The sequence below is a fragment of the Streptomyces sp. NPDC051214 genome, assembly GCF_040682375.1.
GTDB lineage: Bacteria > Actinomycetota > Actinomycetes > Streptomycetales > Streptomycetaceae > Streptomyces.
Genome location: NZ_JBFBAT010000005.1, coordinates 107,290 through 126,427 on the forward strand (window position 1 = coordinate 107,290; position 19,138 = coordinate 126,427).

Below are 19,138 nucleotides of genomic sequence, written 5' to 3' on the forward strand. Positions count from 1 at the left end.
CACGCATGAGCGGATCGGGCGCCGGGGGAGGTGAGGGGAGCACCGGGGGAGGAGGCGTGGCCGGGGCCTGAGAACATGGGGGCGTGGCAGGCAGACAAGGCAAGCAGACCGTACGGAACATGCTGTGGTCGATGGCGGTGATCGCCCTCGTCGCCGGCGTGATCTACGTCTTCATCCCGCACGACGACTCCAAGGCCCCCGTCAAGCGCGTCGACTACAGCATCGAGCTGCTGACCGCGCGACGTGCGGCGGCCTACCCCGTGGCCGCCCCCGAGGGCCTGGCCAAGGCGTGGAAGCCGACGTCGGTGCGGTTCGACGGCTCCAAGGGCGACAGCTGGCACCTGGGTTTCCTCGACCCGTCCGGTGAGTACGTCGCGGTCAAGCAGTCCACGGCCAAGCCGGTCAAGTTCATCGAGGAGGCCACGCAGCGGGCCGTGCGGACGAAGGCCACCGAGAAGATCGCCGGCCAGACGTGGCACCGCTACGAGGGGCAGACGTACGACGCCCTGGTGCGCGAGGACAAGGGCGCGACGACGGTGGTCGCGGGCACGGCGTCGTTCGGGCAGCTGACGGAGATGGCGCAGGCGCTGAAGACGTCCTGAGTGGTTTGACGGTACGAGTGAGTGAGGGCCCCGGCGACATTCGCCGGGGCCCTCACTCACTCGTACTGCTGTCAGCCGGTCAGCCGCTCGGCCGGTCAGACGGTCTGGATGACCTGGTCCAGCTCGAGGCGCGGGGAGCGCGGGAACCAGGCGTTCTCGGCGGGCTTGCCGATGTTGACGACCATCAGCGGGGTGTGGTCGCCGTCCAGGAACTCCTTCTGGACGCCGGCGGCGTCGAAGCCGGTCATCGGGCCCGCGGCCAGGCCGGCGGCGCGCACGCCGATGATGAAGTAGGCGGCCTGCAGCGCGGCGTTGAGGTGGGCGGCGCCTTCGCGGACCGGACGCTCCGCGAAGAACACGTCCTTGGCCTGCGGGAAGTGCGGGAACAGCGCCGGCAGCTCCTCGTGGAACTCGTTGTCCGCGGAGAGGATCGCGACGAGCGGGGCGCTGGCGGTCTTCGGCTGGTTGCCCTCGGCCATGTGCTGGACCAGGCGCTCGCGGGCCTCGGGGGAGCGGACCAGCGTGATGCGCAGCGACGACAGGTTGAAGGCGGTCGGGCCGAACTTGACCAGGTCGTAGATCGCCTGCACCTGCTCGTCGGTGATCGGCTCATCGGTGAAGGAGTTCGCGGTGCGGGCCTCGCGGAAGAGCAGGTCCTGTGCGGCGGGGTCAAGGACGAGAGACATGATCAACCTTCTCGGTGCGTGCGTGGATCAGCTTGCGTCACCGACGGTACGGCGTTGCGGTTTAATCTTCAACAAAAAGCGGGGGGTGGTGATCCGCTTCACAGCCGTGAGGTGGGGGTCGATCCTCTGTCTCAGGCGTCCTCGTCGCCGTCGTCCGCGTCCCCGTCGCCACCGGCAAGGGCGGCGTCCAGGCGAGCGCGGGCGCCGTCCAGCCAGCGGCGGCACACCTTGGCCAGTTCCTCGCCGCGCTCCCACAGGGCGAGCGACTCCTCCAGGGTGGTGCCGCCCGTCTCCAGGCGGCGTACGACCTCGATGAGCTCGTCCCGCGCCTGCTCGTAGCCGAGTGCGTCCGCCGGGCTCGTGGCCTCGTCCGTCTTGCTGGTCATGTGCCCCACCCTAAATGTCGGTTCGTACGGCTTGTGCGGCTCGCGCGTCCTGCGCTCTGAGCCCTACTCGGCTGGTCCGGCTTCCGCGGGCCGCGCGGGCTCCGCGGCTCGTACGGTGAACGCGCCCTCGGCGACCCGTGCCCGCAGCTCCTCGCCGGGGGTCACCTCCTCCGGGGCCCGCACGACGGCGCCGTCCGGCTTCTGCAGCACCGCGTACCCCCGCTGGAGCGTCGCGGCGGGGGAGAGGCCCACCACGCGCGCGTGGGTGTGCGTCAGCTCCGACTCGGCGCGGTCCAGGAGGTGCCCGAGGGTGCGGCGGCTGCGGTCGACGAGGGCCGAGACCTGCTCCTCGCGCTCCTCGATCATGCGGTGCGGATTCTCCATGGAGGGCCGGGCGAGGGCGTGCGCGAGGCCGCGGTCCTCGCGGTCCAGGAAGGCGTCCATGCAGCGCCGGGCCCGGTCCCGCAGCCATCGCACGCGCTCGTACTCCTCGCCGACGTCCGGCACGACCTTCTTGGCGGCGTCGGTCGGGGTGGAGGCGCGCAGGTCGGCCACGTAATCGAGCAGGGGGTTGTCCGGCTCGTGGCCGATCGCCGAGACGACGGGCGTACGACAGGAGGCGACGGCACGTACGAGCTGCTCGTCCGAGAACGGCAGCAGGTCTTCGACGCTGCCGCCGCCGCGCGCCACGATGATCACGTCCACGGCGTCGATCGAGTCGAGGTCCTTCACGGCCTGCACGACCTGCGGTACGGCGTGCACACCCTGGACGGGGACGTTGCGCACCTCGAAGCGGACGGCGGGCCAGCGGTGCCGGGCGTTCTCGAGCACGTCACGCTCGGCGGCGGAGGCGCGGCCGGTGACGAGTCCGATGAGCTGGGGGAGGAAGGGGAGCGTCTTCTTCCGGTCGGCGGCGAAGAGCCCTTCCCCGGCGAGGCTCTTCTTCAACAACTCGATGCGCGCGAGCAGTTCGCCCACGCCGACGGGCTTTATCTCGACGGCCCGCAGGGACAGCTGCCCCCGGGGTGCGTACCACTCGGGCTTGGCGTGGACGACGACGCGGGCGCCCTCGGAGACGACGTCCGCCACGGCGTCGAACACCTGGCGGTAACAGGTGACGCTCACGGAGATGTCGTGCGAGGGGTCGCGCAACGTCATGAACACGACGCCGGCGCCGGGCCTGCGGGACAGCTGGGTGATCTGCCCCTCGACCCACACGGCACCGAGCCGGTCGATCCACCCACCGATGAGCCGCGACACCTCGCCGACAGGCAGCGGAGCATCAGCGGACGTATTCAAGGCCATGCGACGAGCGTATCGGCAGGGTCTGACAGGACGGGGTTTCCGTTGCGGCGAGGGGCGGCGGCCGTGCTTCTCCGCCCACCGTTGTTCCTACGCCGAGGACTGGACCCGGAGTTTCGGGTGGGCGGGCGAGAAACATCCGCCGCGAAGCGGCGGCCTAGGACTCCCCACGACGAGCCCGCTGGCCAAAGAGCACCGCAAGCCCCGCAGCGAGCCAAATCGCCCCCACGACCTGCGCGGACCCCGCAGCCTCCACGATCACCGCAATGGTGATGGCCGCCCCGAGCACGGGCACGAGCAGATGCCGCCACCAGCTCACGGGACCCCCCTGCCGACGGACGGCGAACCACCCCACCACGCTCGCGTGGAGCAACACGAAGGCGGTCAGCGCACCCACATTCACCACCGACACCAGGTGATCCATCCCGTCGTCCCGCCGAGCCGCCCACACCGCGGCCACCAGCGTCACGACAGCAGCGCACAGCAGCGCGAGCCGAGGCGTCCCCGAATCGGTCTTGGACAGCGCACCCGGCAGCCGCCGGTCACGCGCCATGGCGTACAGCAGCCGCCCCGCGGCAGCCTGCCCGGCCAACGCGGCGAACGCCGCGCCGATCGCCTTGCTGACGGCCACCAGATCGTGCAGCCAGTCCCCGACCCCGGAGTCGACCGCATCGTAGAAAGCAGACCCCTGCTTGGCCGGCTCGGCGGCCAGCTGCGCCGACGACATCGGCTCGAGGAGCGCCACCAGATACGTCTGGGCGACGAAGAGCACACCGGCGACCGCCAGACACACCAGCACCGCCCGCGCCACCTTCTCCGAGCCCCCCGTCACCTCCTCCGCGAACGAGGCGATCGCGTCGAAGCCCAGATACGAGAGCACCGCCACCGACACCGCCCCCACCACGGCACCCAGCGCGAACGCCCCCTGCGAGCCGTCCCCGCTCAGCGGCGAGAGCCAGCCCCGCTGGGCCCCGTCCTGCGCGAGGACGACGATCGCCGACACCACGAAGACAAGGAGGACCACGATCTCCATGGCGAGCACGAGGAACCCGACCCGCGCGGCCGCCCGTACGCCCCACAGGTTCAGCGCGGTCGTCACCAGGACCGCGAGCGCCGTCCACACCCACCGGGAGACGGAGGGCACGAGCGCCTCCATCGCGATCCCGGAGAAGAGATACGCGACGGCGGGGATGAGCAGATAGTCGAGCATCGCCATCCACCCGGCGATGAATCCGGGTCCGTTGCCGAGCCCCACGCGCGCGTAGGCGAAGACCGAACCCGCCTGGGGGACGACCTTCACCATCTGGGCGTAGCTGAACGCGGTGAACGCCATCGCGATCGTGGCGATGATGTAGACGAGGGCCACGGCGCCGTGCGACTTGGCGTCCAGCGTCCCGAAGACCCCGACCGGCGCCATCGGGGCGATGAACAGCAACCCGTAGACGACGAGATCACGGAAGCCGAGACTGCGCCGCAGCCCCTCGCCCTCGGCAGCGGTGGCACCGGCGGTGCGGGCACCGCCGGTCGTGTCTGAGGTGCCGGGGTCACCGGACTTGCCGGGGTTACCGGACTGGCTGCCGGACATCGTGCCTCCGTAAGTGAACGCAGGCCTCCAGTCTCCCCAAGAAGCCGATCTTTGACGCGCTGGGCTCGGCCTTACGATGGGGGGTATGACTGCTTCGACTCCTGCCCGCCGAGTCCTGCTCGCCGCCCCCCGCGGCTACTGCGCGGGTGTGGACCGTGCCGTGATCGCCGTCGAGAAGGCCCTTGAGCAGTACGGGTCTCCGATCTATGTCCGCCACGAGATCGTTCACAACAAGTACGTGGTGCAGACCCTCGAGAAGAAGGGGGCCATCTTCGTCGACCAGACGGCGGAGGTCCCCGAGGGCTCCATCGTCATGTTCTCCGCGCACGGCGTGGCGCCGACGGTCCACGCGGAGGCCGCCGAGCGGAAACTGGCGACGATCGACGCGACGTGCCCCCTGGTCACGAAGGTCCACAAGGAAGCCGTCCGGTTCGCCAAGGACGACTTCGACATCCTCCTGATCGGCCACGAGGGCCACGAGGAGGTCATCGGCACGTCCGGTGAGGCTCCCGACCACATCACGCTGGTCGACGGCCCGGACGACGTCGCGAACGTCGAGGTCCGCGACCCGGACAAGGTCGTCTGGCTCTCCCAGACCACGCTTTCGGTCGACGAGACCATGGAGACGGTCGACGCCCTGAAGACCAAGTTCCCCGGCCTGATCTCCCCTCCCAGCGACGACATCTGCTACGCCACGCAGAACCGCCAGGTCGCGGTGAAGAAGCTGGCGGAGGACGCCGAGCTGGTCATCGTGGTCGGCTCCAAGAACTCCTCGAACTCGATCCGCATGGTCGAGGTCGCCCTGGACGCGGGCGCGGCCGCCTCGCACCTCGTCGACAACGCCGACGAGATCGACGAGGCCTGGCTGGAGGGCGTGACCACGGTCGGCCTCACCTCGGGCGCCTCCGTCCCCGACATCCTGGTGGACGGCGTTATCGAGTGGCTCGCCGAGCGGGGGTACGGCGACGTGGAGACGGTGAAGACGGCCGACGAGTCGATCACCTTCTCGCTGCCGAAGGAGCTGCGCCGCGACCTGCGCGCCGAGGCCGCGGAGCTGTCGAAGAAGTAACGCGAAGGCCAGGCCCGGGTCGTACGGTGGGTCTCATGCAGATCTTCGGTGTGGACATCGGCGGATCAGGGATCAAGGGCGCTCCCGTGGACCTGGACCGTGGTGACCTGGCAAAAGAACGGCACAAAGTACTGACGCCGCAACCGGCCACGCCCGACGGCGTGGCCGACAAGGTGCGCGAGGTGGTCGAGCACTTCGGCTGGACGGGCCCGATCGGCGCCACGTTCCCCGGCGTGATCACGGACGGCACGGCGCGCACGGCGGCCAACGTCGACAAGAGCTGGATCGGCACGGACATCGAGAGCCTGATCGCGGACCGGCTCGGCTCCACCGCGCCGGTCACCGTCCTGAACGACGCGGACGCGGCGGGCGTGGCCGAGATGCACTTCGGGGCGGGACGCGGCCGTACGGGCACGGTCATCCTGCTCACCCTCGGCACGGGCATCGGCAGCGCCCTCTTCACGGGCGGCCGCCTCGTCGCGAACACGGAGCTCGGCCACCTCGAGCTGCACGGCCACGACGCGGAGAAGAAGGCCTCGTCCAAGGCCAAGGAGGACGAGGACCTCAGCTGGGAGCACTGGGCGCGCCGCGTGCAGAAGTATCTGGCGCACGTGGAGATGCTGTTCTCGCCCGAGCTCTTCATCATCGGCGGCGGTGTGAGCCGCAAGTCACACAAGTTCCTGCCGCTGATCAAGGACATCAGGGCGGAGATCGTCCCCGCGGAGCTGCAGAACAACGCGGGGATCGTGGGCGCGGCGATGGCGGCGGCGGAGAAGAAGTAACGTCAGGTCGGTCCTACGAGGTGGGCATGCGCCTCTTCGCCGGCACCGCAGGCCCCCGCGGCGGGGCGGTGACGGGGGCTGCGGCGCGTGCCCGGCGCCGCTGCCCCATGAGCTTGACGCGGCGCACGATCACGACGAGACCGGCGACGAGCGTCCCGGCGTACAGCCAGCCCGCGTGCAGCGCGAGCGACGTGATGAGCCCCATGAAGTGACCGCCGACGCCGCCGCCGTTGCCCCCTGAGATGGGCACGAGCCCGACGGCGAAGGCGATCGGCGCGGCCACCGGCGCGGTGACCAGGTCGGCGGGCCGCACCCAGTACGCGGTCAGCGCGCTCACGGGCAGGAAGAGCACGCCGTACGCGACCACGGAGCTGCCGAAGAGCAGCCACAGCAGGCAGGCGAGCAGGAACATCGTCACGGCGCAGAAGAGCCCGCTGCCGAGCCCCGTGAGCCGCGGGTTCGGCATCGCGCGCAGTCTGCGGTAGAGCGGCAGTGCGCGCAGTTTGCGTACGACGGGCGGGACGGGGCGGCGGGGACGCGGCGCGGCGCGATAGACCGACCCCGCGGCGTCGGCGGGCCTGCCCTGCGGGGGCAGCGGTGCGGTGCGTCGCGGCGGCCGGGCCGGAGGCTGAGGGGGACGCGTCCTGTGTTGCTCCACCGGACCAACCTAGGACGAGCCATACCGATAATCCTGCACGGGACACGCCCTTTGGCTGACCTTGGCCAAGCGTTCGATACAAGTCCGGTACGCCGACGAGGGCGGGGCCCGCACGCCGTAGACTGGGGGATCGCCCTACGGTCGCTTCGGCCCTCCGGGCCGTCCACCCCCAGCACTCACGTACGGGAAGTCGCAACGTGTCGCTCACGATCGGAATCGTCGGCCTGCCCAATGTCGGCAAGTCGACCCTTTTCAACGCCCTGACCAAGAACGACGTCCTTGCGGCCAACTACCCGTTCGCGACGATCGAGCCGAACGTCGGCGTGGTCGGTGTCCCGGACCCCCGCCTCACAAAATTGGCGGAAATCTTCAGTTCCCAGAAGGTCCTCCCGGCGACGGTCGACTTCGTCGACATCGCGGGCATCGTGCGCGGCGCGAGCGAGGGCGAGGGCCTGGGCAACAAGTTCCTCGCGAACATCCGCGAGTCGGACGCGATCTGCCAGGTCATCCGCGCCTTCAAGGACGAGAACGTCGTGCACGTGGACGGCAAGGTCTCGCCCAAGGACGACATCGAGACGATCAACACCGAGCTGATCCTCGCCGACCTCCAGACCATCGAGAAGGTCCTGCCGCGCCTCCAGAAGGAGTCGCGCATCAAGAAGGACGTCGCCCCGAAGGTGAAGGCGGTCGAGGAGGCCCAGGCGATCCTGGAGAAGGGCGACACGCTCTTCTCGGCGGGCATCGTCCAGGGCTCCGGCAAGGAGGAACTCCTCCACGACCTCCACCTCCTCACGACGAAGCCCTTCCTCTACGTGTTCAACGTGGACGAGGACGAGCTGACGGACGACGCGTTCAAGGCCGAGCAGAGCGCGCTGGTCGCCCCCGCGGAGGCGATCTTCCTCAACGCGAAGCTGGAGTCGGACCTCGCGGAACTGGACGAGGAAGAGGCTCTGGAGCTCCTCCAGTCGGTGGGCCAGGAAGAACCCGGCCTGGCCACCCTCGCCCACGTGGGCTTCCGCACCCTGGGCCTCCAGACGTACCTCACGGCCGGCCCGAAGGAATCCCGCGCCTGGACGATCCCCCAGGGAGCCACGGCCCCCGAGGCCGCAGGCGTGATCCACACGGACTTCCAGAAGGGCTTCATCAAGGCCGAGGTGATCTCTTTCGAGGACTTGGTGGAGGTCGGCTCGGTCGCAGAGGCCCGCGCGAAGGGCAAGGCGCGCATGGAGGGCAAGGAGTATGTGATGCAGGACGGGGATGTGGTGGAGTTTCGGTTCAACGTGTGACCGAATGAGAAGGCACCGCACGTCGGCGGCCTGACGGCGTGCAGGGATCAGGGGCCGACTCCTCAGGGAGTCGGCCCCTGATCCATCTGGTCTCGGTTCATCCGGTCACCGAAGGGGAGAGCGAGCTTCCTGCGGCCGGGCGGTACTGGTGAGCGCCGGGTCGTCCGCGTCGGCCAGCCGGGTTCGGGCCGGGGCGCTGGTCAGCTCCCGCAGCTTTGCGCGTGTCTCGGCGTCGGTCGAGTAGACCACCGTGCCGATCATCCCTCGCGTCAGCAGCACTTTGTACGTGTTGCGGATGAGCCGGTCCACATCCGCGTCCGGGGTCGACTTCTTGAAGACCGGATCCTTGGACGCCGTACGGTCGGTGACCCAGCGGTCGCCGCGCCACACCAGGTCGGGGCCGATGATGACGCCACTCCAGTCGTACTCGAAGCCCTGCGCCGTGTACACGCAGCCCACTTGCCCGAAACCGGCTGGATCAGTTGCCCACAGGGCGGCCGGAGGCGCCCCCATGACGGATCGGTCACCGAAGACGTTCCAGGGCCGTTCCCAGTCTCCGACGACGACGTCCGCGGGCAATTCCTGGCCGGGCGGCACCTTCTTCGTCCACTTCCAGCAGTAACCGGCGGACATACGCGCGCTGTAATCCTGCGAGCGGCGATCGTCCAGGAACGCCTCCATCTCCCGTGGACTGTCCGCGATCAGGAGTCGCATCTTGCCGTCGGGCTCCCAGGTCACAGGGCCGCCCTGTTCGAGCCCCAACAGCCGTACCACCCAGCGGAGATACGCGTCACTGCCACCGCAACGGAACTGGCTGTCCAGCGGGACCACCTGGCAGTGCAGCCCCTTCTTGGCGGCGGCAGCCTTGATCTCCGCGACTGTACCCATCTCGCCGGGGCGCACGACCTGATGCTCGTCCAGCAGGAACACCGGGACGCGTGCCGCGTCGATCAGTTCCTCGATCTGGGCTTTGCCGGTGCGGTTCGTCGCCGGTGTGTAGCGGTTGGCCGAGGTCTCACGCATGCGGTGAGCCTCGTCGCAGATCAGGACGTCGAGGCTGTTGCGCTCTGCGGTCATGAAGCTGTTGAAGTACTTGAAGAGGTCTTGGACCTCGCGTTTCCGGGCACCGGCGACTCGTCGCATCGTGGTCGTGAATGAGCTGGAGCCCGTGGCATGCAGCGCTGTGACGCGTTGCCGGTACAGCTCACCGAGGAGTGACAGGGCGATGACGCTCTTGCCGGTGCCGGGGCCGCCGGTCACGACCACGACTTCCTTGTGGTCGGCCTGCTTGGCGCGGCGGACGGCATTGAGGACCGTGCGGTACGCGACCTGCTGCTCGTCCAGCAGGACGAACTGCTCGCGCTCGCGCACCTCTTGAGTAGCCACCGCCATGAGCTGCTTGGAAGGACCGACCTTCCCGTTCACGAGCTCGTCCGCAGCCGCGGCGCCGGATGCCGTCCCCAGCTTCGTGCGCAGGAAGTCGATGAACTCGCCGCGCCGTGCGCCTATGAAGAGCTGCCCGTACTGGTCCTGCTCGGCTTCGAAGAGTCCCGTCACGCCGAACTCGGTCGCGTTGTGCAGATAGGCGGCGCCACTGATGCGCTCCGGGTGTTCGGCCAGTGCCCCGTTGAAGGAGAGGAGGTACTCGCAGTAGCCGCGCACCTGGACGACGGGGTTCAGCACCGCCCGCGGGTAGGCGTCGATGCGGCACAGCGACGGATCGTCGTCGTCCGGCTCGGCGCTGCTCCACTGTTTCAGCTCCACGACCACGTACGACGGCAGTCCGGTCTTGGGGTGCACCCCGGCCAGCACGGCATCGGCCCGCTTGCTGTTCAGCGGCAGCCCGTACTCCAGCAGCATCTCCACCTGGCCGAGCCCCGCGTCGTTGAGCGCGCTCGCGAGCACCGGGATGCTGCGCTCCCACGAGCGGACCTCGGACGAGCCGGGCTTGTGGCCGTGCACGTGCACGAACTGCTCCGTCAGGCGGAAGAAGAGAGCACCGGAGATGCACTCGGCGGCGACCGCGGCGGCGGAGTCGCGGAACAGCAAAAGATGCCCCCAGGCAGCACGAAGGAACTCGTGCGGGTGGGGGCATGTCCTGGGTGACTCCGCTAGGCGGATCGGAAGCCCGGCGGGCCGCAGCTACGACGGCATCAAGGTTACCTGGGCTGTCTGCGGTAGGCGGGGGGCAGCTGTGAACCTTCAGCGGTGAGCCGCGGCCGGCCGCCGTCGTAGTGCTGCATGCCGATGGCGCCCGGGATGAGCCTGCGCAGTTCATTGTGGGTCGCCGGGTCCACCGCGTAGACGACGGTGCCGACGACGCCGCGGGTGAGGAGCACGTGGTAGGCGTTGAGAACGCATCGGGTGACGATCGCGTCGTCGATGTTGCCGCGAAAGGCGGGATCGCGGGAAGCGTCTCGGTTCACCGTGAACTTGCCGTCCCGGAACAGCAGATCGGGGCCGATGACGACACCGTTCCAGTCGTACTCGAAGGTCTGGGCCGTGTAGACGCAGCCGATCTGGTCGACACCGCGGCGATCGGTCGACCACAGGTCCGACCTCGGTGCGTCCGGGACGTTGTGCTCCGGCTTCACGTTCCACGGCCGGTGCCAGTCCCCGATCTGTACGTCGTCGACGAGCTGATCTCCGGCAGGGTTGCTCCACGGCCAACAGAAGCCCGCGGTGATGCGGGCCGTGGCCCCTTCGTGGTGGCGAGCCTGGATGAACTGCTCCATCTGCTCGGGGGAGTCGGCGACCGTCAGCGTCATCCTCCCGTCCGGTCGCCACGCCACCGGATCCGAGACGGCAAGGCCCAACAACTGCTGGACCCAGCTCTGATACCGCTTGCTGCCGCCCGCTCGGAACGTGCCCTCCAGATCGGTGACTTCGACTTCGCACCCCATGCCCTCGGCGAGTTCCTTGAGGTAAGTGGCCGTACCCACCTCGTCGGGGCGGATCGACTGGTGATCGTCGAGCAGGAAGATCGGCACTTTGGCCGCCTTTATCAGTTCGGTTGCCTGGGGCCGGTCGTCGTCCCGAAGAGCCGTCGGCATCCAGCGGTGGGTCGAACTGCGTCGCATGCGGTGCGCCTCGTCGCAGATGAGGACATCGACGCTGTCCGGAGGGGTCTCGCTGAAGCTGTTGAAGTACCGATACAGCTTGTTGGCCGCCTTACGCTTGTCTGCTGTCTGCCCTCGACGGGCCGTGCTGAGCATGATCTCCCGCAGCGTCTCCGTGTAGGCGTGCGAGCCGCTGGCCAGCACGGCCTCGCGGCCCTTGCCCCCGAGGTCACGCTGCAACTCCAGTGCTACGGCGCTCTTCCCGCTGCCAGGTCCGCCCCGCAGGATGTAGACGCGCTTGGTGCCGGGTTCGGGGGCGGGGCTGTGGGCGGCGTCGGCGTCGTAGAACAAGCCCACGTCGAAGCCGGTGAAGCGCGCTGTCTTCTCCAAGTGCCGGGTGATCCGGTCGAACGCGACGTACTGCTCGTCCAGGAGCGTGAGACCGCCACCGCGGACGGATCGTTGACGGGCCACATCGGTGACCTTGAGCAAGGGGTCCTTGCGTGCCTGCTCCAGTGCGGATGCGGCCAGCTTGCCGGAAGCGGCTGCGAAACGTGCGGTCAGGGCACGTCGGAATCGGTCCAGATCATCAAGCGTGTAGAGGAATCCATGGTCGGTCTCATGCAGGCCGAACAGTGCTTCCACGTCCGCGTCCCGCGCGTTGTGGAGCAAGGCCACGCCCATCAACTGGTCCTCGCTCTCGCGCAGATGGGGCAGGTAGCGCAGCATGTACTCGCAATAGCGCTGGACCTGTCGCACAGGGTGCAGCTTGTTCTTGCCGTCGCCGAACCCGAGATCGACGGCGATGGGGCAGAGCGGGTCCACCGTGGCGTGCCGTACCTGCTTCAGCTCCACGGCGAGGTACGAATGCGTCCCCGTCCCGGGACGTTTGCCGCACAACACCAGGTCGACTGCGCTGTTGGTGTGCGGCAGGTCGACCTCGACCTGTACCTCGACCTCGTCGAGTCCGCAGTCCAGCAGCGCGTTGACCACCACGGGAACACTGTTGTTCCAGGAGGCGACATCATGTTGACCGGCCGCTCTCCCTTTGATGCGGGAATGTTCGTGGATAAGTTGCTCGGTGAGCGGCAGGAGTTCCCATTCGGCTTGCGGAGCGATGAGTTGGCCGAGCTCGGCAGCGGACATTTGCAGGAGCACGAAGGTTCCCCAGGCACGAGATGACTCGTGCGGGTGGGGGCATGTCCTTCGTTACTCCGCCTGAGCGGAGCGGAAGCCCGTCGGGCCGCAATGACAGTCCGTAGATTAACCCGGACCGTGGAGTGGTGAGGGCGGGCCCAAAGGGCCCGCCCTCCGCTCGGCTCAGCCGAGGCGGTGCACCACAGCCTGCGCAAGCATCCACACCAGGTTCGAGCCGAAGCTCACCGTGATGCCCACCAGGACATCGCGGACCCAGATGCGGCGCTTGGGCGTGTACTCGACGGCAGCCATGAGAAGCGTCCCCTTCGGTTGTGTCCGGTGACGGACGCCGGATGGCTCCCGCCGGGAGCACTCCAGGGGGCCGCGTCACCCAACCAAAGGGCCTACGTTTCCGTAGGGCACGTCGCGTACTTCCTCCGTAGAGGAGGTGTGATGCAGGCCAACGCTAGCTCACGTCGAGAAGCGCTGACAGGGAATTGATGAGTGGTTCAGCCCGAAACCCCCACCGGCACCCCCACATACCCCACCGCCCGCGACGTGAAGGTGCCTCTGCCCTGGGTTCGGCTCCGCAAGCAGGTTGCGTAGCCGAAGAGTTCTGACAGCGGGACCGTTGCCGTGAGTGTGGATGTGCCCGCGCGGGTGGTGGTGTTGGTGACGCGGGCTCGGCGGGATGCCAAGTCGCCCAGTACTCCGCCTACCGCCTCCTCCGGCACCGTTGCCGTCAGCTCCGCCACTGGTTCGAGGAGTTGCATCGTTGCCTCCCTCAATGCCGTGCGTAGGGCGAATCTGCCCGCCGTGCGGAATGCCAGCTCCGAAGAGTCCTTCGAGTGCGTTGCGCCGTCCGTCAGCGTGACCCGTACACCCGTCACCGGGTGACCGCCCAAGGGGCCCTCCGTGAGCGCGTCCCTGCAGCCGGCCTCCACCGCTCGGATGTACTCCTGGGGGACCCTGCCGCCGGTCACCGTCGCTTCGAAGGTGAACGTGGGCGTCGCGCCGGCCTGAGCCTCCAGTGGTTCTACGTTCAGGACCACATGTGCGAACTGGCCCGCCCCTCCGTCCTGTTTCACGTGCCGGTACACCAGGCCCGTCACCCCGCGTACCACCGTCTCGCGGTACGCGACCTGCGGGCGGCCCACTCCGACCTCGATGCCGTGGGCACGGCGGATCTTCTCCACCGCGACCTCCAGGTGCAGCTCACCCATGCCGGAGAGCACCGTCTGGCCCGTCTCGCGGTCGACCCGTACCGCCAGCGACGGGTCCTCCTCGACCAGGCGGGCCAGAGCCGACGACAGGCGTCCCGTGTCCACGCTCCTGCGTGCCTCCACCGCCACCGAGACCACCGAGGCCGCCACCGCGGGAGGTTCCAGGACCAGGGGTGCCTCGGGAGAGCACAGCGTGGTGCCGGCGCGGGCCGTCTTCAGGCCCACCACGGCCACGATGTCCCCGGCCGTCGCCCTCTCCAGCTCCGCGTGGCGGTCCGCCTGCACGCGCAGGATCCGGCCGATCCGCTCCGTGCGGCCCGTGCCCGCGTCCATCACTGTCTCTCCCTTCGTGATCGTTCCCGAGTACACGCGTACGTACGTGAGCCGTCCTGTTGCTGTGGCGTTCACCTTGAATGCCAAGCCCGCGAAGGGCGCCGCGGCATCCGCGGGCCGCTCCTGCACCGTCTCGCCCAGCGTCCCGCGTACCGCCGGAACGTCCTGCGGCGACGGCAGATACGACACGACGGCCTCCAGGAGGGGTTCGATGCCGCGGTTGCGGTACGCCGATCCGCACAGCACCACCACACCCTCACCGCTGAGCGTGAGGTCGCGCAGCGCCGCCGTCAGGGTGGCGGTGGTGAGTGCCGATGTCGTGCAGTACTCCTCCATCGCCGTGGGGTGCAGTTCCGCCACCCTCTCTTCCAACTCCCGTCTGTCTGCCTGTGCTTGCGTGGTCAGGGCGTCGGGGATCGCCGTCGTCTCGTACGTGTCCTTGCCCGGGTGCCAGAGCAGTGCGCGCATGCGCAGCAGGTCCACCACCCCGGTGAACTCGTCCTCCCGCCCGATCGGCAGCTGCACCACCAGCGGGACCGTGTGCAGGCGTGCCCTGATCGACGCGACCGCCGTGTCGAGGTCCGCGCCCATGCGGTCCAGCTTGTTGACGAACGCGATGCGCGGCACGTCGTACCGGTCCGCCTGCCGCCACACCGACTCGCTCTGCGGCTCTACGCCCGCGACGGCGTCGAACACCGCCACCGCGCCGTCGAGCACCCGCAGCGAGCGCTCCACCTCGTCGGCGAAGTCGACGTGCCCGGGGGTGTCGATCAGGTTGATCCGGTGGCCGTCCCAGGCGCAGCTGACCGCTGCCGCGAAGATGGTGATCCCGCGGTTGCGTTCCTGCGCGTCGAAGTCGGTGACGGTCGTGCCGTCATGGACCTCACCTCTCTTGTGCGTGGCGCCGGTCAGGAACAGGATCCGTTCGGTCACGGTCGTCTTGCCCGCGTCCACGTGGGCGAGGATGCCGAGATTGCGGACAGCGGTGGGTGGGGTGGAGGTGGAGGTGGAGGTGGAGGGGAAAGTGGTGGTGGTGCGCATGGCCCTTTGTCTTTCTGGCTTTCGATGCTTGTGGGCGGGCAGCGCGATTCATGGGCGGGCCGAGCAGGGGGAAATGCAAAAGAAGTTTGGCCTCAGTCGCCTGACTCAGGTTCTCGCCGCGTCGCTTCAGTGACGGCCGCGCAGCCGGCACCGCGCGCTCGAAGACACCAGGATCACGTCGAACCGTGTCCGGGGAGGGCGGGCAGCTGTGCGGTGACGCATGGCCCTGCCCCCTCACTCGGTCGCATTCGGTCGCTCGATCATTCGGCTGGCCCGAGTCTCGCAGCCCGCCTTCTCCGCCGCACCGCAATATTCCCGGCCCCCGACGCCGTGGATACATTACGGAGATGCCGAGCCCCCGCACCCGTGCCGACCTCATAGCCGACACCGCCCTGGCCCTGCTCGCCGAGCGCGGTGCGCGCGGGCTGACCCATCGTGCGGTGGACGAGGCCGCCGGGCTTCCGCTGGGGGCGACCTCGAATCACGCGCGTACCCGGGCCGCGCTCCTCGCGGCCGCGGTGCGGAGGCTCGCCGAGCGGGAGTCGGAGCCGGGCCTCGGGGACGGCCAGGGCTTGGGGGTGGAAGGGCTCGCCTCTGCGCTGGCCCGGGTGATGCGGCGCTCCGTGACCGAAGGCGCTCAACTTACCCGCGCACGCATGGAGTTGGCGCTCGAAGCAGGGCGGCGGCCGGAGCTGCGAGCGGCCTACGACATCGCGGGGCAGCGCTTTCGGGAGCAGATGACGGCGATCATGTCCGGGCTCGGATTCCCTGACCCCGACCGGCAGGCGCGCTCGTTGATCGCCTGGTGTCAGGGGACGCAGTTCGCGGTGGTGGCGGGGACGGAGACGGAGGCCCCGGTCGTCGAGGAGTGGCTGCGGGAGGACCTTGTCGAGCTGCTGTACGGGATGCGCGCCGGACGCCCACGGCGGCGCCTGACGTCGGTGCCGGAGCAACAGCGCTGCGAGGAGCCGATGAACGGCACTTCCTGAGCCCGCAGAGAGATCACAGGTCGTCAAGACATGAAGGGATCACAGCCCCGGCATGAGTTCATGACTGTCGGGATACCTTCGTGCGCCTTCACAGTGGACACTCTCAGACACTGCGAGGAGAGCGCGCATGGAGGCCACGATCGACCTGCTGGAGCTGCCCGGCGGGCGGTTGCGGCATCTCTGGTCGCTGCGTGAGGACGTGGTGGTCGAGTCCGACGCGCTTACGGGGTCCCTGGTGCTCACCTGGGACCACGGCACCGCCCGCATGGCGAGCCCGGGGCCCACCGTCCTCGAAGTGCTCCGGCGGATGCAGCTGGGTCCCGTTCTTCTCGGCAACGCGCTGGTCGACAACGCCCTGGTCGGCGACGGCGAAGGGGGCCGGGACCGGGACGCGAAGGTCTACTTCATGATGCGGCCGGTGTTCGGGCGCTTTCCCCATCTCCTGGTCCGCACCCTCGGGCTCGACGGCCTGAGCGGTCCGCTCCTGTCGATCGCGCCCCTGGCGGACGTGGGCGGGGAACCCGCGCCCCAGGCCGATGCGGGCGGTGCGTCCCTGACCGTCCTGCCCCTGGATCAGGCGCGGCCCATCCGGCTCTTCCTCGGGCTCTCCTTCGCGTTCGACCCGCTCACCGCCACCTTCGAGTCGCGTACGGCCACGCATCGCCTGGTCATCCACCGGCAGGAGGCCATGATGGTCTTCGCGCTCGCCCTCGCCCGACCAGTGACGCTGCAGGCCATCACCGCCGTACTGCCGCTGCCCGGCGATGTCACCGAAGGCATCCTCTGCTACCTCGCGGCAGCGGGCGTGGCCGCCCAACCGCAAGCCTGAGAGGCCGCGTTGAGGCTCACAGCCACCCGGAGTCGTTCGCGATACGGATCGCGTCCACCCTGTTGCGGGCGTTCAGCTTCGTCACCACGGTCGTCAGATAGTTCCGTACGGTCCCCACCGACAGGCGCAGCCGCTTCGCTATCTCGCCCGCGTCCGAGCCCTGGGACGCGAGGCGCAGCACCTCGGTCTCGCGTGAGGTGAGCGGGCTGTCCGCGCTGCCCCATGCCGCCAGTGCGAGCTCCGAGTCGATGACCCGCTGGCCGGCCGCCACTTTCCGTACCGCCTGGGCGAGTTCCTGCGGCGGGGCGTCCTTGAGCAGATATCCGGAGACCTTGGCGGACATCGCCCGGCGCAAAGTGCCGGGACGGCCGAGGCTGGTCAGGATCAGGGTGCGGCACTGAGGCAGGCGTTCGTGCAGTTGCTCCGCCGCGCTGAGTCCGTCGAGGCCGGGAAGATCGATGTCGATGATGGCGACGTCCGGCTGGAACTCGCGGGCCGTGGAGAGAATCTCGTCGCCGCGTTCCACGCTTGCCACGACGTCCAGATCATGTTCGAGGTTCAACAAGGCGACCAATGCGCCTCTCAGCATGTACATATCCTCGGCGAGCATTACACGGATCATCGATAGCCCCCCATGATTACCCGTATCGCGAACCCCTGTTGTTGCTCGCGGCCACATGTTATCAGCCGCCTAGAACGCGCCATTCGGATTTGTTCGCCCGGTTTTCTGAGGTTGTTCCGCACTGTTTCGGCCGATGGCCTGCGCGGGTGCCTCGGCGACGAGACGGAACCAGCCCCCGCAGGCCGGGGGTATCTCCTTCTCGCGCTCGGTGATCAGCCTGCCGCCGATCTCGCCGAGCCGTTGTTGCAGGTTGCCCAGGCCGTTTCCGCTGTCCGGCGATGCGTCGTGATAGTCGTCCACCACACCGTCGTTGATGATCGTCAGGCGGGCCGTTCCGTCGTCGACGACCGCGGTGATGTTGCAGTGTGACGCCTTGCTGTGGCGCAGCAGGTTGGTGACGCCCTCGCGCAGGACTGTGGCGAGCGCCGTGCCGGCCTGGGAGCTGATCTCCTCGACGGCCGGGTCGAGCACCACCTCGACCTCGACCTCCGCCGCGTCGAGCACCGACTTGGCCGACGACACCTCCTGTACGAGGGACATGTCGCGGTAGCTGCGGGCCACCCTGCGGACGTCGCCGAGCGCCTGCCGGGAGATGGCGAGGACCTCCTCCACCTCCTGGTCGGCGCGGGGGTGCTGGGCCCGGATCAGCCGCTGGAGGAGCTCGCTCTTGAGCACGATCGCGGAGATGCTGTAGCCGAGGAGATCGTGCAAGTCCCGTGCCAGGCGCAGGCGTTCACTGGCGACGGCCATCCTGGCTATCTCCGCGCGCGCGGCGTACACCTCGTCGACGAGGGACGACAGACGGGACAGGCCGTAGATCACCAGGCCGGTGAGCAATGTGCTCTGGCACATGTAGACGAGGTCGATCACCGACATCCCGGCGATGGCTCCGGGGACCAGCAGGCTCAGGCCCGTCACCCCGTAGAGCGGCCAGGCCACCCGGGGTCTCAGCAGGAGCAGCAGCGAGCCGCCGAGGAAGCCCGCCATCGCTCCCCACAGGATGCCGAAGAAGACCAGGGGCAGATAGGTGAGCAGGGCCTGGGCGCCCAGGGTGGCCGCTTTCTTCCAGGGTGCGGCGCGGTCGGCGCCCGGTTTGGAATGCACGAGTTGCAGGCCGAAGACGGCGGAGAGCGTGACGAGTCCGGTGATGAGCTCGGGCGGGGAAGGCTTCTGGCTCAGCAGGTTGATCGCGGTGATGCCGAGATAGCAGATGAGCGCCGCCAACAGGATGACGTGGGCCAGCCGGGGGGCAGGCCGAGGGCTCCATCTGGAACCAGCCACGTCAGACGTGTCCTTGGTGTCGCTGTGCATCCTCGAAGTGCTCCTCTTCTGCCAGGAGAGCGTACGAGAGCGCGTCTTCTCGGGCGCTCCCGAACCCCGGGCCCGTGGTATTCGGCCACAACGCTCTTCCAGCAGACCTTACGTGGGATGGCTGCGCATCAGTCCCTTCCGTGGAAAAAGGTGCTTTCGCATGAACTCGCTTAGCGACGCTCGGACTTTGCGTTGTGCGTCGCCCGGAGAAATGCCTCTCCTGTGGACGCGCTGTCAG

General features: G+C 68.6%; 17 protein-coding genes. 6 read left to right on the plus strand and 11 right to left on the minus strand.

Features of this window, described 5'->3' with window-relative positions; translation table 11 throughout:
- Positions 1-83 precede the first annotated feature (83 nt).
- On the plus strand, positions 84-602 hold the full coding sequence (locus AB0M70_RS14415; RefSeq protein ID WP_365820005.1) for a DUF4245 domain-containing protein: 519 nt from the start codon (positions 84-86) through the stop codon (positions 600-602).
- Positions 603-697: 95 nt separating this feature from the next.
- On the opposite strand, the gene AB0M70_RS14420 is transcribed toward AB0M70_RS14415, so the two are convergent.
- The 4 genes from AB0M70_RS14420 to AB0M70_RS14435 form a co-directional block, all read right to left on the minus strand.
- The gene (locus AB0M70_RS14420; RefSeq protein WP_365820007.1) at positions 698-1,288 is read right to left on the minus strand and encodes a malonic semialdehyde reductase; all 591 of its coding nucleotides are present in this window, start codon (positions 1,286-1,288) and stop codon (positions 698-700) included.
- A 131-nt stretch (positions 1,289-1,419) separates the two neighbouring features.
- Entirely contained in the window at positions 1,420-1,674 is a 255-nt protein-coding gene (locus tag AB0M70_RS14425) for an exodeoxyribonuclease VII small subunit (RefSeq protein ID WP_365820009.1), read from the minus strand.
- 63 nt (positions 1,675-1,737) lie between these two features.
- A complete protein-coding gene (gene xseA, locus AB0M70_RS14430) occupies positions 1,738-2,979 on the minus strand; it encodes an exodeoxyribonuclease VII large subunit (RefSeq protein ID WP_365820011.1) in 1,242 nt (413 codons plus the stop codon).
- A 154-nt stretch (positions 2,980-3,133) separates the two neighbouring features.
- Complete coding sequence (locus AB0M70_RS14435) at positions 3,134-4,561, minus strand: APC family permease (protein ID WP_365820013.1); 1,428 nt, start codon at positions 4,559-4,561, stop codon at positions 3,134-3,136.
- 76 nt (positions 4,562-4,637) lie between these two features.
- Here AB0M70_RS14435 and AB0M70_RS14440 point away from each other — a divergent pair, with 76 nt between their 5' ends.
- Positions 4,638-5,630, plus strand: a complete 993-nt coding sequence (locus AB0M70_RS14440; protein WP_363208989.1) for a 4-hydroxy-3-methylbut-2-enyl diphosphate reductase — start codon at positions 4,638-4,640, stop codon at positions 5,628-5,630.
- 35 nt (positions 5,631-5,665) lie between these two features.
- Positions 5,666-6,412, plus strand: a complete 747-nt coding sequence (gene ppgK, locus AB0M70_RS14445; RefSeq protein WP_365820015.1) for a polyphosphate--glucose phosphotransferase — start codon at positions 5,666-5,668, stop codon at positions 6,410-6,412.
- Positions 6,413-6,425: 13 nt separating this feature from the next.
- Here the strand turns inward: ppgK and AB0M70_RS14450 are convergent, their stop codons facing one another.
- Complete coding sequence (locus AB0M70_RS14450; protein ID WP_365820017.1) at positions 6,426-7,070, minus strand: DUF6542 domain-containing protein; 645 nt, start codon at positions 7,068-7,070, stop codon at positions 6,426-6,428.
- 197 nt (positions 7,071-7,267) lie between these two features.
- Here AB0M70_RS14450 and ychF point away from each other — a divergent pair, with 197 nt between their 5' ends.
- Complete coding sequence (gene ychF / locus AB0M70_RS14455; protein WP_365820019.1) at positions 7,268-8,356, plus strand: redox-regulated ATPase YchF; 1,089 nt, start codon at positions 7,268-7,270, stop codon at positions 8,354-8,356.
- 105 nt (positions 8,357-8,461) lie between these two features.
- On the opposite strand, the gene AB0M70_RS14460 is transcribed toward ychF, so the two are convergent.
- From AB0M70_RS14460 to fusA, 4 genes are all read right to left on the minus strand, one after another.
- On the minus strand, positions 8,462-10,405 hold the full coding sequence (locus AB0M70_RS14460) for a DUF2075 domain-containing protein (RefSeq protein ID WP_365820021.1): 1,944 nt from the start codon (positions 10,403-10,405) through the stop codon (positions 8,462-8,464).
- Positions 10,406-10,515: 110 nt separating this feature from the next.
- Entirely contained in the window at positions 10,516-12,561 is a 2,046-nt protein-coding gene (locus AB0M70_RS14465) for a DUF2075 domain-containing protein (protein WP_365820023.1), read from the minus strand.
- Positions 12,562-12,735: 174 nt separating this feature from the next.
- The gene (locus AB0M70_RS14470; protein ID WP_365820025.1) at positions 12,736-12,864 is read right to left on the minus strand and encodes a DUF6408 family protein; all 129 of its coding nucleotides are present in this window, start codon (positions 12,862-12,864) and stop codon (positions 12,736-12,738) included.
- A gap of 197 nt (positions 12,865-13,061) precedes the next feature.
- Complete coding sequence (fusA, locus tag AB0M70_RS14475) at positions 13,062-15,149, minus strand: elongation factor G (protein ID WP_365820027.1); 2,088 nt, start codon at positions 15,147-15,149, stop codon at positions 13,062-13,064.
- A 347-nt stretch (positions 15,150-15,496) separates the two neighbouring features.
- Here fusA and AB0M70_RS14480 point away from each other — a divergent pair, with 347 nt between their 5' ends.
- Together AB0M70_RS14480 and AB0M70_RS14485 are read left to right on the plus strand one after the other, a co-directional pair.
- Complete coding sequence (locus tag AB0M70_RS14480; protein WP_365820029.1) at positions 15,497-16,138, plus strand: TetR/AcrR family transcriptional regulator; 642 nt, start codon at positions 15,497-15,499, stop codon at positions 16,136-16,138.
- A 127-nt stretch (positions 16,139-16,265) separates the two neighbouring features.
- Positions 16,266-16,967, plus strand: coding sequence for a hypothetical protein (locus tag AB0M70_RS14485; RefSeq protein ID WP_365820031.1), 702 nt, complete (start codon positions 16,266-16,268; stop codon positions 16,965-16,967).
- Between the two features lie 16 nt (positions 16,968-16,983).
- Here AB0M70_RS14485 and AB0M70_RS14490 read toward each other — a convergent pair whose 3' ends face one another.
- Both AB0M70_RS14490 and AB0M70_RS14495 read right to left on the minus strand, forming a co-directional pair.
- Positions 16,984-17,589 (minus strand): response regulator transcription factor, encoded by a 606-nt coding sequence (locus AB0M70_RS14490; protein WP_363208996.1) that lies wholly within the window; start codon positions 17,587-17,589, stop codon positions 16,984-16,986.
- 69 nt (positions 17,590-17,658) lie between these two features.
- Positions 17,659-18,870: a histidine kinase gene (locus tag AB0M70_RS14495; protein ID WP_365820033.1), complete on the minus strand. Its 1,212-nt coding sequence runs from the start codon at positions 18,868-18,870 to the stop codon at positions 17,659-17,661.
- Positions 18,871-19,138 lie beyond the last annotated feature (268 nt).

Excerpts from the sequence above, each read along its gene's own strand:
- AB0M70_RS14420 (WP_365820007.1), bottom strand. The coding sequence starts at position 1,288 with ATGTCTCTCGTCCTTGACCCCGCCGCACAGGACCTGCTCTTCCGCGAG.
- AB0M70_RS14425 (WP_365820009.1), bottom strand. The coding sequence starts at position 1,674 with ATGACCAGCAAGACGGACGAGGCCACGAGCCCGGCGGACGCACTCGGC.
- xseA (WP_365820011.1), bottom strand. The coding sequence starts at position 2,979 with ATGGCCTTGAATACGTCCGCTGATGCTCCGCTGCCTGTCGGCGAGGTG.
- AB0M70_RS14435 (WP_365820013.1), bottom strand. The coding sequence starts at position 4,561 with ATGTCCGGCAGCCAGTCCGGTAACCCCGGCAAGTCCGGTGACCCCGGC.
- AB0M70_RS14440 (WP_363208989.1), top strand. The coding sequence starts at position 4,638 with ATGGGGGGTATGACTGCTTCGACTCCTGCCCGCCGAGTCCTGCTCGCC.
- ppgK (WP_365820015.1), top strand. The coding sequence starts at position 5,666 with ATGCAGATCTTCGGTGTGGACATCGGCGGATCAGGGATCAAGGGCGCT.
- AB0M70_RS14465 (WP_365820023.1), bottom strand. The coding sequence starts at position 12,561 with ATGTCCGCTGCCGAGCTCGGCCAACTCATCGCTCCGCAAGCCGAATGG.
- AB0M70_RS14470 (WP_365820025.1), bottom strand. The coding sequence starts at position 12,864 with ATGGCTGCCGTCGAGTACACGCCCAAGCGCCGCATCTGGGTCCGCGAT.
- fusA (WP_365820027.1), bottom strand. The coding sequence starts at position 15,149 with ATGCGCACCACCACCACTTTCCCCTCCACCTCCACCTCCACCTCCACC.
- AB0M70_RS14480 (WP_365820029.1), top strand. The coding sequence starts at position 15,497 with ATGCCGAGCCCCCGCACCCGTGCCGACCTCATAGCCGACACCGCCCTG.
- AB0M70_RS14485 (WP_365820031.1), top strand. The coding sequence starts at position 16,266 with ATGGAGGCCACGATCGACCTGCTGGAGCTGCCCGGCGGGCGGTTGCGG.
- AB0M70_RS14490 (WP_363208996.1), bottom strand. The coding sequence starts at position 17,589 with ATGATCCGTGTAATGCTCGCCGAGGATATGTACATGCTGAGAGGCGCA.